Source organism: Flaviaestuariibacter amylovorans, assembly GCF_039541815.1.
GTDB lineage: Bacteria > Bacteroidota > Bacteroidia > Chitinophagales > Chitinophagaceae > Flavisolibacter > Flavisolibacter amylovorans.
Genome location: NZ_BAABGY010000007.1, coordinates 920,521 through 934,691 on the forward strand (window position 1 = coordinate 920,521; position 14,171 = coordinate 934,691).

The window sequence follows — 14,171 nt, forward strand, 5'->3', positions numbered from 1 at the left end:
TTGCAGGTTGCTGCAACGGTGGCACCCGGGCTCGTGGCGCAATGAATGCTGTTCTTACTGCGATGCGGGCAGGTACCGGGTACAGCGCAGGACCCTCCTGCTGCAGGCGGATGGCGGCCCCGCCGTTGCCCGGTCTTTATTTCATGATGATCAACCTTCTGCCTTCGGTGCGGTAATGCACGTTGTTCTTTTCAAGGATCCGTAAGATCTGCGACAGATTGAGGTCCCTCTGTATTTTTCCTCCGAACTCGCGGCGGGGCACACCGGCTTCGTACACGATCTCGATGTCGTACCAGCGGGCCAGCTGCCGCAGAACGGCAGGCAGGTCGGCATTCTCGAAATTGAAGATTCCGTTCTTCCAGGCCATCACCTGGTTGAGATCTGCCTGCCTGTTCACGGAAAGCCGCCCCTGCAGGTCGATCCGTGCCTGCTGCCCGGGCTCGAGGCGCCTGCTGTCGCGCGCTGCGGAGCCCGTTACCCGCACGCTCCCTTCGAGCAGGGTGGTGGCGATCGCCGGCTCGTCGGCATACGCATTGATGTTGAAGTGGGTGCCGAGCACTTCCACTTCCGCTTTCCGGGCCACGTCAACGATAAAGGGCTTCGATGCATTCTTCACCACCTCGAAGTAGGCTTCACCCGTCAGCTCGATCTTCCGGACCGCGCCGCGGAATGCCGTTGGATAGCGGATCGAGCTTCCCGAGTTCAACCAGGTCTTCGTTCCGTCGGGCAACACCAGTTGGTACTGGCCGCCGAAAGGAATGCTCAGCGTATTGTAGACCACGTCGCCGGTTCCGTCGTCGCCGGGATCATAAGCGAGTTGCCCGGCGCCCGTTTTCAGGATGGTAGCACCGGCTTGCTTTGCGACGACCCCATTGGCCAGGCTGTCGAGTACGATAGTGCGCCCATCGTCGAGCGTCAGCCGCGCCTTGCTGCCTCCCGGCCTTTGGTCGGCGACCATTGCTTCCGGTCCTTCACCCGTAGCCGTTGCCGGCCGCGGGTTGCGGGCCAGCCACATCCACGCGCCGGAAGCCAGCAGTAAGATGACCGCGGCGGCTACCGACCTGCGGACCCACAGGCGCCGGCTGGCGCCGGCACGACGGCCGATCGGGATCACGGGCGCTCTTCCTGCCTGCAGGATCGCTGCCAGCACCGCGTCCGCGGCATCGGCCGGCATTTCATGGCGCGGCGTCCGTTCGGCGATCATCTGCCCGATCAAACGCGCGGCCTCCTCGTCGGAGTCGTCCTGCCGGAGCAACTGCATCAGCGCTTCCCGCTCCTGTTCGGTGCCCGTCTTGTCCGCATAGCGTTGTAATAAATACTCGAGCGTTGCTTGCATAAGGTCTGAAATAAGCAGTAACTACCTGCCGGCGGCAGATACGATGATAAAGAGACGATCACCGGAAGCTTTTGGGTGAGTGCGGCCAAAAATATTTTTTTCGCTTCAGGGACCCGGGAACGAAGCAACGTTTCCCGCTTACAGGTATTTCAGGAACAGCAGCAGGAGCAAGGTATCGATCTGGGCGAGGCAGGACGCCCTGATCCCACGCATCGCCTGCGCCAGGTGGGTCTTGACCGTTTCCGGCGACAATTGCAGTTCGGCGGCTGCTTCGTTGCGCGTATAGCCCTTTTCCTTCACGAGCAGGTACACCTGCTTTTGCTTCGGGGGCAGTGAGTCCACCGCCTTTTTCAGGATCTGCGCATACTCTTTTTGTACCAGCTTGTTATCGGCATCCGAATAATACGTAGGCATGCCGGCTACGGCCTGCTGCTCCAGGCCTTTGCGTTGCGCCATGCTTTTGAGCGCGGAAAAAACATAGTTCCGGGTAACGGTAAACAGGAACGCCTTGAAATGCTGTACTTCGCCCAGCGTTTCGCGGCGCTGCCACATCTTCAAAAAAACGTCCTGAACGATTTCCTCAGCTACCCCATGCGACTCCGAAAGCTCGTAGGCAATGGAGTAGATCTTATTCCGGTAGTTGTGAAACAGCGTCGCAAAGGCGGCCTCGTCACCACCGGCTACAAGCTGCAACAAATCGGGCTCACTGCTATGGTCGCTGTTTCGCAACACGGTTCATTTTGGGTTACTAAACTACTGAATCTGCGCTATCCGGTTGATTTTGTTCGGGTGGCGCGCGGCGTGCAGGCGCATCGTGGTCGGAGGCACCGAAAGCCATCACGGCCTTCACCGTAGCACCCGGGAGCGCAGAGTACGGATACCCGTGCCGGCCGGGTGGGAGCACCGGGCGTGCCCGGATCAGGTCGCGGGCTGACCAGGGTCAGGAGCGCCGGCCGGTGCACCCGGATACTTTTACCGCGAAATCAATCACCATGCAAACAACTAACGTATCAACGGAATCAGCCTCCGACCTGTTCACCCTGGAGGTGGCAACGATCGAGCCCCGCCTCAAGCACCCCACGATCTTCCGGCATTTCGACGAGCTCGCGCCCGGCACTTCCTTTCGCATCCGCAACGACCACGACCCGAAGCCGCTTTACTACCAGCTCATCGCCGAGCGCGGAAACGTATTCACCTGGACCTACCTCGAGAAGGGCCCCGAATGGTGGCTTGTAGCCATCAGGAAGCTGGATACCGCCGCAAGCGAAACGATCGGCGAGATCGCCGCCAAAGACGGGCGCAAGGCCGATGTGTTCCGCAGGTACGGCATCGACTTCTGCTGCGGCGGGAAGCAATCGCTCCGGCAAACCTGTGCAGAGAAAGGGCTTGACCTGGCCACCGTTGAAGCGGAGCTCGATGCGGCCACCCGCAGCATTGCCCCGGCCGAGAACTACGATCAATGGGATCCCGCCTTCCTGGCCGATTACATTTACAACAGGCACCACCGCTACTACTACGCCGAAGGGCCCGTGATCGCCGATCTTCTGAACAAGGTAGCTGTCCGTCACGGAGAGGCACTCCCTCAGCTGCTGCGCCTCGAAGAGGCCTATACCGTGCTCGCCGGAGAGCTGGGTGCCCATTTCGCCAAAGAAGAAAAGGTATTGTTTCCCTTCATCCGCGCGCTGGCGCTGGCAAAAGAAACGGGCGACACAGGTCCGCTACGCCGGCAATTCTCCCTGCGCGAGCCGGTGCAGCTGATGGAGGCCGACCACGAGGCCGCCGGCGAGCTGCTGAAAGGCATCCGGGCGCTCACCGATGGCTACACAGCGCCCGAAGGCGCCTGCAACAGCCTTACGCTGCTGTATGCGATGCTCGAAGGCCTCGAAGCCGACCTGCACCGGCATATGCACCTGGAGAACAACCTGCTTTTCCCGAAGGCGCTGGAGCTGGAGCGCTCGCTCGCCGGCTGATAAGCGGGCTTCCGGAATCGCCGATACCCGCTTCCGTTATCGCGCACCATGTACCCGGACAACAAAAGGCCATGCCGACCTCCGTAATAATACGGTGTACCGACCCGTAATTCTTCTCTGAATTGAGTTTTCCCGGGCGCATCGTGCGGCGTGAAGCGCGCGTATAAGTACCTGACCGGCGCAATGCTCTGCTGACGCCTCACCCTTGCACTCAGCGCGCCAGCGCCGCCTGTACCGACGGCCCGTACGACCGTCCTACGGGCAGCCGTACGGCGCCGACCTGCACGGCCGTTGCGGAAAAGGCGCGCACGCGGCCTGTGGCCACGATGAACGACCGGTGGATGCGCAGGAAGAAGCGTTGCGGCAGACGGTCCTCCAGGCTGCTCATCGACTGATATACCTTCAGCTCACCGGCGTCGCCGTAAACGAGCAGGTGGTTGCGCTTTGCCTCGATGTACCAGACTTCATCCAGGTAGATCTTCTGCAGGAGACGCCCGGCGCGCACCATCAGGAAGGGCCGCTCTTCCGGGGGGTTCGCCGCCGGCGACTCCGCCGCCGGCGCGCCGTACAGCCGCAGGTAGCGGTCGAGGCTACGCGCGAAGCGCTCGTATGAGAAAGGCTTCAGCAGGTAGTCGACGGCGTCGAGCTCGTAGCCTTCGGCACCGAAGGCCGCATCGGCCGTGGTGAAGATGACGCGGGTGCGGGCATCGAGCCCGCGCAGCCATTCGATGCCGCTCTTGCCCGGAAGGTTGATATCGAGAAACAGCAGATCTACGGATGCTTCACGCAACCACTGCTCCGCGCTCTGCGTATCGCGGCAAACGCCCAGGAGCTCGAAGCGCGGTACCTGCGCCAGGTAGTGGCGGAGCACCCGCACCGCGTCGTCTTCGTCCTCCACGATGAGGCAGCGTACGCGCTCATGCAGCATGCAGCCGGATTTTGAGCAGTACGAAAAAGCGGTCCGGCTCGGGTACGAGCTCGAGCAAATGGCGTCCCGGGTAGAGCAGCTCGAGCCGTCGCTGCACGTTCGGCAGGCCGAAGCCGCCTTCGGCTGTTGCCGCCTCTTCCGGCGTGGCGCGGCTATTCTCCATCCGGAGCGTCATCCAGCCCGCGTCCACGCTGAGGTAAAGGGTGATCCAGGCGCCTCCGTCCGGCTCCCCGCGGAGCGCGTGCTTGAAGCCGTTCTCCACAAAGGGCAGCAGCAACAGCGGCTCGATCAGCAGGCCCTCGAACGGCCCGTGCAGGTCGGCGCTGAGCGCCAGCCGGTTGCCGAAGCGCTGCTGCTGCAGCGCGATGTAGCTTTGCAGGTAGTGTACCTCGCGTGCCAGCGGCACGGGTCCTTCGCCCGCCTCATACACGTGGTAGCGCATCATCCCGGAGAGTTGCAGCACCATGCCCGGCGCCTCCTCCGACCGCTCGAGCACCTTGGCATAGAGGCTGTTGAGCACGTTGAACAGGAAGTGCGGGTGAAACTGGTGACGCAGCACCGCCAGCTCCGCCTGCAGCTTCTCGGCGCGGGCCGCCGCTGCGCCATTACGCTCGCGGGCCACGTACTGCAACAGGCGCACGCAGGCAGGTAGGGTCACCACGAACTGGAGCTTGACGACATGGTACAGGAAAGGCGGTACGCTCCACAGCGACTCCGGGCGCCAATGCGTGAGGAAGTAGGGCAGGATGACGAAGTTGTCGATCAGCCGCTGCAGCAACGCAGCCGCGAGCAGCAGCACCAGGTAAAGCGGAACGAAGACCCGCCAGTTGCCCCAGGCGCGCGGCATCAGTATTTCTACAACCAGCAGCGAGAACCCCAGCTTCGGGGGCAGGCTGAGCAGCTCGTTGCCGAGGGCCGTGGTAAAATCCCGCGCCGGCAGCCCCTGCGCGAGTGCGAACAACAGCACGTACGCCGACCAGTACAACACGTAAAGGGTGCGCTTTCGGGGCAGGGAAACGGGGGGAGGCGTCGAATGCTGCATCAGGACCGGAAAGATAGTGGCTTCGCCGCACTCGCCGCCCCGCAGGCAGCGGCGCGCCGCTGTTGTCTGCACGGCAAATCCCGTTGTCTGCACCGGTACGCCGCGGCGCGTTTTCCAGCCCGCTAATTTGGCGTAAAACGCTGCTACATGAACCGACCGATACTCCTGCTCCTCCTGCTTTGCCTCCGCACAGGCCTCCTCTCCGCGCAAGCCCCCGACCTCTACCCTGCCCACTGGTGGAGCGGGATGACGATGAACCGGGTACAGCTGCTGGTGCACGACAAGGGCCGTGACCTCTCGGGGCTGCAGCCCTCGGTTGCCCATCCCGGCGTGCGCGTGCTGAAGATCCATCGCTTCAGCAATCCCCGCTACTTGGCGCTCGACCTGGCCATCGCCCCGGGCGCCCGCCCCGGGCACGTGCCGATCACGCTCCGCGGCGCCGGCAAAACGCCGGTACAGCTGCAGTGGATGCTTAAGGAGCGGCGTCCGGGGCGCGGCACCCGCTTTGCGCAGGGGATCACGCCGTCCGACTTCGTATACCTGGCCATCGCCGACCGCTTCGCCAACGGCGACCCTTCCAACGACCGCGTGCCGGGACTGCGTGAGCAGACGCTGAACCGCGACTCGATGTACCACCGTCATGGCGGCGACCTGCAGGGCATCAGCAAAAACCTCGGCTACCTCGAAAGCCTCGGCGTAACGGCACTCTGGCTGCTGCCGGTGCTCGAGAACGACCGGCCCGCGCGCACCGAGCATGGCTACGCCATCACCAACCACTTCCGCGTAGACCCGCGCCTCGGCGGCGACGCGGCGTATCGCGAGCTGTCGGACGCACTGCACGCCCGCGGCATGAAGCTCGTGATGGACGCGGTCTACAACCACACCGGCCTCCAGCACCACCTCGAGCTCGACCCGCCCGACAGCACCTGGATGCACCGCTGGCCCCGCTATACGCAGACCACCTACCGCGAGCAGACCCTCTTCGACCCCTATGCGGCTCCCTCCGATACGAAGCGCATGAGCGACGGCTGGTTCGACGACGGTATGCCCGACATCAACCACCATAACCCGCATATGGCGGCCTACCTCATTCAAAGCATGATCTGGCAGATCGAGGAGTTCGGCGTCGATGCCGTGCGCATCGATACGTATACCTACAGCGACCTCGACTTCTCCAACCGCTGCAACGCCGCCATCCTGGCCGAATACCCGCGGATCCACCTGTTCGGAGAGACCCGCGTGTTCGGGTCGGCCAACCAGGCCTATTTCAACCGGAACGTGTTTACGACGAAGTACAAAAGCAACCTCCCCGGCTCGGTCGACTTCCAGCTGCTGTACTTCGGCATCAGGCCCGCGCTTACCCAGGCTACCGGCTGGATGGAGGGCGTCAACAGCCTGTACAACACGCTGGCCAACGACTTCCTCAACCAGGATGCCACCCGGAACGTGCTGCTGCTCGACAACCACGATGAGCCGCGCTTTCTTTCGGTGGTGGGCGAAGACTGGGAAAAGCTCAAGATCGGCTATACCTGGCTGCTCACGTGCCGCGGCATCCCGCAGGCCTACTACGGCTCGGAGATCGGGATGAGGGGCGTTGCCCACCCCGACGGGCTCGTGCGCGCCGATATGCCCGGGGGCTGGCCCGGCGATGCGGTGAATGCGTTTACCGGTGCTGGGCTTGGCCAGAAGGAAAAAGAGGTGCTGGACCACGTGCGCAAGCTCGGCACCTACCGCAAAACCTCGTCGGCGCTGCAAACCGGCAGGCTGATGCAGTATGTGCCGGTGGGTAATGTGTACGCGTATTTCCGCTACGACCAACGCCAGACCGTGATGTGCATCCTGAATGCCGGCGCTACTGCGGCAGCCGTGCCGTTCTCCCGCTTTCCGGAGCGGACCGCGGGCTTCACGCAGGCGCGCGACGTACTGTCGGGGAGCACCTATGCCACGAGCGGTACCCTTACCGTGCCCCCGATGGGGATGCTGGTGCTCGAGTTGAAGTAGAAGCTGCCGCTGAAACAGGAGACCCTGAAAATTCGTGAAGCGTGAGGCGTGAGCAGAAAGCCGCTCCTGTCGGGTGTTGCCTGCTGCCTAACGACGCCTTCCAAACCGATCCAAGTTCCTGAAGGAACAGGCCGCTCATTGCGGGAACTGCCGGGCGGGTATCCTGTAACGCCCTTTTTGTCCCGGCGCTGGCGAAGGGTACGCGATAACCGCGATTAAGGCACACAGGCAGATGCGGACCGGTTATTGCGCGAAGTCCGCTATTACGGACCATGACAGTATCCGCAGGATGATCCGCGTCAACAAGCCAGGACTGCATACGCACACCGGATCGATCCACGCAGCCAGGGCGCGCAACGCGCCAAGCGCTCCGGGAGATAAGGTAAACAATCACGGCGATCGCGGGCGGAAGCGCGCTTCCGGAAGCCCACGCGGCGCGGTACCGGACGTTCTTGCCTGTTCTGTCAGGCAGCCTCAAATGCTCAACTAGAATTCTATGAAGAACACCGGAGCGGTGATCGTGATCGAAGACGACGTGGATGACCAGGAACTGCTCACGGAAGTCTTCCGGGAGCTTGACTACCCCAACGAGATCCTGTTCTTTGCCGATGGAGAGGCCGCCCTGGGCTACCTGAACAAGGTGGAAATTCTTCCCTACTGATCCTTTCCGATATCAATATGCGAGTGCTCGACGGCTTTGCCATGCGCGACAAGGTGAAGATGGATGCGAAGCTCCAGGTGAAATGCGTTCCCTACCTGTTCTTTACTACCGCCAGCGAGCAGAGCGTCATTATCGACGCCTACAGCAAATCGGTACAGGGCTTTCTCGTCAAGCCCAATTCCGTTTCGGCCCTCGAAAACACGATCCGGGTGATCCTGGAATACTGGACGCTCTGCTCCTCTCCTACCAAAAGTGACGTTGCCGGGAATCATCATTAGGGCAGGGCGCCCGCGTCCGTATTAATACGGAAGAAGCACCTTCGCGCCGATGTGGTTGCCCGCCCCATAGCTGACGAAGAAAGGTACCGGCGCAAATAAAAAGAACGGTGTCACCGAATAAGCCTACCTTACATCCGTTATCATTTGAGCCTCGCATTCAGTACCGGCTTCCCTTGCCTTCGCACTCATCCTGCTTCCGCATTCAGTTCCCCTCTACTCCTTGCATCCTCAGATATTTATCTGATCCTTTCAATTACACACGTATGAACATCTACGTATCCAACCTTGATTTCAATATGGGAAATCAGGAACTCCAGGACCTCTTTACGCCCTTTGGCGAAGTCACTTCCAGCAACGTCATCAGCGACAAATTCACAGGACGCTCCCGCGGCTTCGGCTTCGTGGAAATGACCGATGATACAGCGGCGCGGACGGCCATGAGCACCATCGACGCTACCGAAGTGGGCGGACGCACCATCAACGTAAAGGAAGCGAATGCCAAACCGGCGCGCCCGGCGGGCATCCCGATCGGCAACCATTACTAAGATCCGACGAACGTATAAAGCCGCTCCCTGGAGCGGCTTTTTTGTTTCCCGCCGCAGCGCAGCAGGCAGCACATATCCTGCAACTGGTGAGACAGGGCTAATTCCCCGGCGGCCGGCACACACCGGTACCCGTTCGCGGCTTGTTCCTCCGTGCTGCCCTGATGGAGTTGAAGTGGCATTACAACAGCTCCCGGGCCTCGAGCTCCAGAAGGATCTGCTTGATCACTTTCAGCGCATCGTCGCCAGGATCGTTGGCACGGGTGATGCACTGGTCCTGGAAGCAAAAGACGAGCTCTCCGGGCAGTCCCGTGAGCACCCGCTCCTCCTTCGTGAGCGAAGGCACGGCACGGAAATGAGCGCCTTCATGGAACACGGTAAAGGACACAGGTTCATCGGTGGCCTCTTCAAGCGGCCGGTAGTGGGTCACGGGCACCGTAATTTGAGCAGGGGTCAACGGGTCGGCAGATCCGACCAGGAATTTCGGGTAGCGGGGCATAGAAAGCGCGATTAGTGAAAGGGTACACGCCGGGGTGGGCGGGGCCTGCCGGGCGTGAAGCGCAGGTACTGCGCGAAGGCACTGCAAGCTAGGCTTATTCATCCACATTCAGGCTAATTCGCGGCTGGACCCCACAAGGCGGCCCGCCGGCCGGGCGCCGGTGCTTACCGCTATTCGTTGATGATGGTGCGCCCGCGCGCGTAAAAGCACTCACCCCCGCTTCCCTTGCCCTCGATCAGGAAGCCGATCTCCGCCCGTTTGTCGGGGTCCGGCATCATGAAGGAACAGCGGCCGGTGGTATCCGTAACGATATCCGGCACCCAGAAAAGACAGGCAAATTGCTCGAACAGGGCACTCCTCGGGGGCATGCGGTAGGCAGGACGGTAATAGGCCGAAGGCAGGCTGTACCCCCGCAGCAGCAGTTGCTTCAATACGTTCGACGGGACGTCGCGGTCGGGATAGTCGAGCGGACTACGCATTTTCACGATGATGTGCCCGCCGGAGCCGAACGGGACATCCATGCTTCCCGTGGTATTGACCGAGACCGACTCGATATCCTGCGGACTGATCCGGCCCAGCAGCTGCAGGTCGCTGACCTGGACCCCGTCGATCACGAGCACCGGGTCGTTCGCGAGCAGTACCGAGCTGCTGAAGCTAAAGCTGACATGGTACGTTTCGATGTTGGTGACGGGGTGGACGCGGGTGTACTCCCGGAGGCTGTAATGGACCTTCAGGTAGTCCTTCAGGCTGACGTACCGCAACCGGTCGTTGTCGGAAAAACGAACCACCCGCTCGCGGAGTGGGGTAAGGTCCTGCCCGGCAGACCACCGGTTGCGTATGCGGGCATCCACGATGACCTCCTGCAGGTCTTCGACCCCGATGCCGGTTTCGGCTTCCGGCGCTGCCACCCGAAGCATCAGAGGCGACACGGGCCGCGCCGGGTCGGAATAAGCGGTAGCCGTATCGATGACGATGCTCCGGCGGCGCTTCCCGTTCTGGCCATCGGTGGTGAGCAGCGAGACGCTGGCCGGGTCGTGCAGGAACACCCGATCGAAGCGGAAGGCTCCCGAACTGTCGACCGCGGTTTTCAGGAACAGATGATGCCGCAGGTCCGACAGCACCAATTCGCGGTTGCCGTTCTTCCGGGACGTACGCGGCTCGACCACACGACCCCGGATGCTGAACCCCTGCTCGAACGGAAACCGTTCCGGCCGGGGCGCCCCGCTCAGGATCGCATTCCAGTCGTAGCTGCTCCAGCCCTGTACGATCAGCAACTCATCGAGGTGCCGGAGGCGCACCGGGTCGCGGTCCTTGAAATAATAGAGGGGATACTCGATAACGCCCCTCAATTCCTGCTCCAGCAGGTTCTTTGTGAGCAGGGAGGACCGGAACCCATCGGCCCGCGTGCCAGCCGGAAGGAACGACATGCTCAGGTTAGCCGCCACCGGCCGCCCGGAGCCGCTGACAGTCGTAATGTCGACGCGTACCGAGTCCTTCACCCGCCGGAGCGACGCTTCAACCCGGGGCGCCGGAGCGTCGGTAGCGAGGAACACGGCGCGGTCGGCGATCGGCTTCAGGTCCGGCCCGAACAGGGTAATATGCAGCACCCCTTCCGGGAGCCCATCGGAAGAAAAAGTCTGCCCGACGGTGGTTCGCCTGTTGACGAAACTGATCCAATGGAGCTTGCTGACCACGCCCTGCCGGTGCAGCATAAGGTAGAACTTTTTTTCGCCCAGGTCGGCGAGCGTTTCGCGGTTGGTATGCACGGATACGACCAGCGGCGCGCCCGAAGCGCCGGTGGTAACCGAAAGGCTTACGCCCCGCGCCACCGGCTTCGGGAAGGCGACCGACCTGCGCACACCGGAGGGCTGCACCCACGTGGCCGTGACGCTGTCTTCCACGCAGGCGGTAAGGTTGGTACTGGCAAAACCCAGCTCATTGGTGGTAAGGGTCTCGTAAAGCGTGCCGTTCTTGCTGATCTCGAGCGTGGCGCCATATCCTGAACCATCGGTACCGGATAGCTTCAGCCCGAACCGGGTGGGCACCCCCGCCACAAAGGCTCCGCCCTCGGCGTAGATCCCCAGCCCGGAACCATCATCGAAAACCGCTTTGTCCGCCGGTCCTTTTCCCAGCACCTGCACGGGTAGCGTGAACCGGAAGTGGTCGCTGAAATTGAGCGACCAGGCCGTGTAGGCCCGCAGCCAGTACCGGCCGGTTTTCAGCGAGGCCGGTAGCGGGAGCGTTCCGGCGGCGCAGCCGCCTTCTGCATACAGCACCTGCTGCGCGATCTTTTCGCCGGTCGGCCCGTAGAGATCCACACGAATATTGTGGGTTTCGAGGAACGGCCTTTTGTGACGCGCATCGGATACGTACACTTTGAACGCCAAAGGCTCGCCGGCCAGGAACAATTCCTTGTTGGCATGGATATAAAACACCTCCCGTTTCGGGCTGAAATGGGCGCTGTAGGGACCCACAACCCGGGCATGCAGCGAATCGTCGGAAACCGCCTGGCAAAAGGCGGCCTGCCCCGCCTGAAGTAAGAGGAGCATCAAGCAAAAGAACACTGACCCGATTCGTGAACGGCGCATACAGAAGCCTTGTTGATAGGTTGGCGTACAAGGGGCAAGGATACCGCGAAGGTCGCCCGCAGGGTATCCCGCTAAAAATAACAAAAAGCGCCGAGCGCGCCGAGCGTGGCCCCGGGGCAACGTGCCCAATGCGCCCGGACCGAACGCAGACAGCCGCCGGGTTACCGGCGGCTGTGGGTACGGATGCATCAACAGGCGGGATCAGCGGCGGGCTTTCCTGCCCCGCGTGCTGCGCTTCGCGGTCGCTTTCTTCTTCGTGCTGGTTTTGGCCGCCACCTTAGGCGCGTTCTTCACAAACGGAAGGGGGTTGACCCAGGACTTGCCGCGGGCTACACCGAAGTGCAGGTGCGGGGGCGTGGTGCGGGCATTGCCGGTGTTGCCCACGGTGCCGATCACCTGGCCCTTGCGCACATACTGGCCTTCAGTTACATACTGCTTGTCGAGGTGGGCGTAGTAAGCCGTCCAGGGGTGGGTGGCCGATTTGAGCCAGAGGGTCTTGCCGCCGATGGGCGTATGGGCGCGCTCCACGATACGGCCGTCGGCGAGGGCCACTACGGGCGTACCCTTGCGGGCGTGGATGTCGATGCCCTTATGCCGGCGCACGCCACCGCCGCGGCTGGCGCCCCACTTATCGAGGATACGGCTTTTACCGGCCACCGGAAACACTACGGTACGGCTCGCCGCGGCCACGCTGCGCTTCTTCTTAGCCGGCGTCTTCGCCGGGGCCGTCGAAAAGGAAAGGGAAGCGACCGCGACCGCGATCAGGGTAAGCAGGGACCAATTCTTCATGGGCTCGGGATTTGTCCCCTTAACTCAAAAGGCGCGCGGATATTTTGCGGTGGATGCAAAGAGTTTGCTAAAGCGCTTCCCGGCCTTTCAGCCGTTCGGCTACCGCCGACACGATCGCCACTGGCGCCTCGGTCACATCAAAGTACTGCGCATAGGAGGGGCGCTCGAGCGCGGCGAGCTGGGAGTCCAGGAGCGCTTCCGGCATAAAATGGTCGCTGCGCTTCGCCAAACGTTCCCGGAGCACCGCTTCGGTACCATCGAGGAAGATCCATTCGGGTTCCCGCTGCAGGCCGGCCCGCAGCTGCCCGCGGTAGCGCTCCTTCAGCGCGGAGCAGGCCAGCACCACCCCTCCTTGGGCCTCCCCGGCCCGCAGCCGCTCGGCCAACGCCCGGAGCCAGGGCGCCCGCTGGTCGTCGGTGAGCGGCAACCCCGCCTGCATCTGTGCGATGTTTTCGGAGCTGTGTACGTCGTCGGCATCGATGAAGGGCAGGCGGAGCCGGGCCGCCAGCAGCCGGCCTACGGTGCTCTTACCGCTGCCGCTAACCCCCATGACGATCACGACCATAACGCACTTGTTGAAGGATCAGCGCAGCCCCGGCAACACCTTTTCGCCGAAGTCGCGGATAAAAAGCTCCTGCCCGCGGTTCACGTTGTGCAGGAAGATGCGGTCGAAGCCGAGCTCCAGATCCTTCCGGATCCAGGCGAGGTGCTCCTCAGGGTCGGCCGAGATGCGCACCATGCCTTCGAGCTCCTCCGGCTGCACGTATTTGCCAAGGGCGTCGAACTGGGCCACCTTATTGAGGTCGGCCAGCACGGTGCTGTGGAAGATATTGGTGCGCCACTGCTCGTGCGCGCCGTCCACGGCCTCGGGCCGGGTACGGGCATACGACAGCTGCACCTTCAGGAACACGGGCTTGCCGGCGCCCCCGTTCTGCCGGTAGGCGTCCACCACCTCCTTCAGCTGCTCGTGCGGCTGGTGCACCGTGATGAGCCCATCGGCCCAGGCGCCCATCCAGGCCGCCGTTTCCTTCGTTACGGCGGCGCCCAGCAACAGGGGCGGGTCCTTGGGCAGGGTGTAGAGCCGGGCCTCTTCCACCGTGATGCGACCGCGGTGGGAGACCTCCTCCCCTGCCAGCAGGCGCTTCATCACGTCGGCACACTCGAGCAGGCGGGCATTGCGCTCGTCTTTCTTCGGCCATTTCTCCCCGGTGATGCTTTCGTTGAGGGCCTCGCCCGAGCCGAGCGATACGGCGAAGCGTCCGGGGAATAGTTCCGACAGGGTGGCTGCCGCCTGGGCCACGATGGCGGGGTGGTTGCGGTAGCCCGGCGCGCACACCACGCTGAAGGGCACCGTGGTCTGCGCCATGGCCGCGCCCAGCCAGGCAAAGGAGTAGCCGCTCTGCCCCTGCCGCTCGCTCCAGGGATAAAAGTGGTCGGAGCAATTGATGGCGGTAAAGCCGGCCGCCTCGGCAGCGCGCGCGAGGCGCAGCAGCTCCGAGGGGGTGAATTGTTCGTGGGAAGCGTGGTATCCGATCAT

At 62.6% G+C, this 14,171-nt stretch carries 14 protein-coding genes; 5 read left to right on the forward strand and 9 right to left on the reverse strand.

The features are described from left to right. Positions 1-136: 136 nt before the first annotated feature. A complete protein-coding gene (locus ABD937_RS12485) occupies positions 137-1,336 on the reverse strand; it encodes a FecR family protein (protein ID WP_345256072.1) in 1,200 nt (399 codons plus the stop codon). Between the two features lie 138 nt (positions 1,337-1,474). Further along, complete coding sequence (locus ABD937_RS12490; RefSeq protein ID WP_345256073.1) at positions 1,475-2,068, reverse strand: RNA polymerase sigma factor; 594 nt, start codon at positions 2,066-2,068, stop codon at positions 1,475-1,477. A gap of 260 nt (positions 2,069-2,328) precedes the next feature. Here ABD937_RS12490 and ric point away from each other — a divergent pair, with 260 nt between their 5' ends. Then, positions 2,329-3,306, forward strand: coding sequence for an iron-sulfur cluster repair di-iron protein (ric, locus tag ABD937_RS12495; protein WP_345256074.1), 978 nt, complete (start codon positions 2,329-2,331; stop codon positions 3,304-3,306). A gap of 211 nt (positions 3,307-3,517) precedes the next feature. On the opposite strand, the gene ABD937_RS12500 is transcribed toward ric, so the two are convergent. Together ABD937_RS12500 and ABD937_RS12505 are read right to left on the reverse strand one after the other, a co-directional pair. Further along, entirely contained in the window at positions 3,518-4,234 is a 717-nt protein-coding gene (locus ABD937_RS12500; RefSeq protein ID WP_345256075.1) for a LytR/AlgR family response regulator transcription factor, read from the reverse strand. Continuing rightward, on the reverse strand, positions 4,224-5,369 hold the full coding sequence (locus ABD937_RS12505; RefSeq protein WP_345256076.1) for a sensor histidine kinase: 1,146 nt from the start codon (positions 5,367-5,369) through the stop codon (positions 4,224-4,226). The genes ABD937_RS12500 and ABD937_RS12505 overlap by 11 nt, the downstream gene beginning before the upstream one ends. Positions 5,370-5,423: 54 nt before the next feature. On the opposite strand from ABD937_RS12505, the gene ABD937_RS12510 reads away from it, so the two are divergent. From ABD937_RS12510 to ABD937_RS12525, 4 genes are all read left to right on the forward strand, one after another. Continuing rightward, the gene (locus ABD937_RS12510) at positions 5,424-7,277 is read left to right on the forward strand and encodes an alpha-amylase family glycosyl hydrolase (RefSeq protein WP_345256077.1); all 1,854 of its coding nucleotides are present in this window, start codon (positions 5,424-5,426) and stop codon (positions 7,275-7,277) included. Positions 7,278-7,773: 496 nt separating this feature from the next. Continuing rightward, complete coding sequence (locus tag ABD937_RS12515) at positions 7,774-7,938, forward strand: response regulator (RefSeq protein ID WP_345256079.1); 165 nt, start codon at positions 7,774-7,776, stop codon at positions 7,936-7,938. Positions 7,939-7,955: 17 nt separating this feature from the next. Further along, positions 7,956-8,216, forward strand: a complete 261-nt coding sequence (locus tag ABD937_RS12520; protein WP_345256080.1) for a response regulator — start codon at positions 7,956-7,958, stop codon at positions 8,214-8,216. Between the two features lie 263 nt (positions 8,217-8,479). Beyond that, positions 8,480-8,761, forward strand: coding sequence for an RNA recognition motif domain-containing protein (locus ABD937_RS12525; protein ID WP_345256081.1), 282 nt, complete (start codon positions 8,480-8,482; stop codon positions 8,759-8,761). Positions 8,762-8,939: 178 nt separating this feature from the next. Here the strand turns inward: ABD937_RS12525 and ABD937_RS12530 are convergent, their stop codons facing one another. From ABD937_RS12530 to ABD937_RS12550, 5 genes are all read right to left on the reverse strand, one after another. Further along, positions 8,940-9,257 (reverse strand): hypothetical protein, encoded by a 318-nt coding sequence (locus ABD937_RS12530; protein WP_345256082.1) that lies wholly within the window; start codon positions 9,255-9,257, stop codon positions 8,940-8,942. 170 nt (positions 9,258-9,427) lie between these two features. Beyond that, entirely contained in the window at positions 9,428-11,806 is a 2,379-nt protein-coding gene (locus ABD937_RS12535) for a hypothetical protein (protein WP_345256083.1), read from the reverse strand. A 240-nt stretch (positions 11,807-12,046) separates the two neighbouring features. Further along, positions 12,047-12,634 (reverse strand): M23 family metallopeptidase, encoded by a 588-nt coding sequence (locus ABD937_RS12540; protein ID WP_345256084.1) that lies wholly within the window; start codon positions 12,632-12,634, stop codon positions 12,047-12,049. 67 nt (positions 12,635-12,701) lie between these two features. Further along, on the reverse strand, positions 12,702-13,199 hold the full coding sequence (locus ABD937_RS12545) for a gluconokinase (protein WP_345256086.1): 498 nt from the start codon (positions 13,197-13,199) through the stop codon (positions 12,702-12,704). Positions 13,200-13,217: 18 nt separating this feature from the next. Next, a complete protein-coding gene (locus ABD937_RS12550; protein WP_345256088.1) occupies positions 13,218-14,171 on the reverse strand; it encodes a TIGR03885 family FMN-dependent LLM class oxidoreductase in 954 nt (317 codons plus the stop codon).

What these genes read in the sequence shown, in the direction of transcription:
- ABD937_RS12485 (WP_345256072.1), bottom strand. Translation starts at nt 1,336, where the DNA reads ATGCAAGCAACGCTCGAGTATTTATTACAACGCTATGCGGACAAGACG.
- ric (WP_345256074.1), top strand. Translation starts at nt 2,329, where the DNA reads ATGCAAACAACTAACGTATCAACGGAATCAGCCTCCGACCTGTTCACC.
- ABD937_RS12500 (WP_345256075.1), bottom strand. Translation starts at nt 4,234, where the DNA reads ATGCTGCATGAGCGCGTACGCTGCCTCATCGTGGAGGACGAAGACGAC.
- ABD937_RS12510 (WP_345256077.1), top strand. Translation starts at nt 5,424, where the DNA reads ATGAACCGACCGATACTCCTGCTCCTCCTGCTTTGCCTCCGCACAGGC.
- ABD937_RS12515 (WP_345256079.1), top strand. Translation starts at nt 7,774, where the DNA reads ATGAAGAACACCGGAGCGGTGATCGTGATCGAAGACGACGTGGATGAC.
- ABD937_RS12520 (WP_345256080.1), top strand. Translation starts at nt 7,956, where the DNA reads ATGCGAGTGCTCGACGGCTTTGCCATGCGCGACAAGGTGAAGATGGAT.
- ABD937_RS12525 (WP_345256081.1), top strand. Translation starts at nt 8,480, where the DNA reads ATGAACATCTACGTATCCAACCTTGATTTCAATATGGGAAATCAGGAA.
- ABD937_RS12530 (WP_345256082.1), bottom strand. Translation starts at nt 9,257, where the DNA reads ATGCCCCGCTACCCGAAATTCCTGGTCGGATCTGCCGACCCGTTGACC.
- ABD937_RS12535 (WP_345256083.1), bottom strand. Translation starts at nt 11,806, where the DNA reads ATGCTCCTCTTACTTCAGGCGGGGCAGGCCGCCTTTTGCCAGGCGGTT.
- ABD937_RS12540 (WP_345256084.1), bottom strand. Translation starts at nt 12,634, where the DNA reads ATGAAGAATTGGTCCCTGCTTACCCTGATCGCGGTCGCGGTCGCTTCC.
- ABD937_RS12545 (WP_345256086.1), bottom strand. Translation starts at nt 13,199, where the DNA reads ATGGTCGTGATCGTCATGGGGGTTAGCGGCAGCGGTAAGAGCACCGTA.
- ABD937_RS12550 (WP_345256088.1), bottom strand. Translation starts at nt 14,171, where the DNA reads ATGATCGGATACCACGCTTCCCACGAACAATTCACCCCCTCGGAGCTG.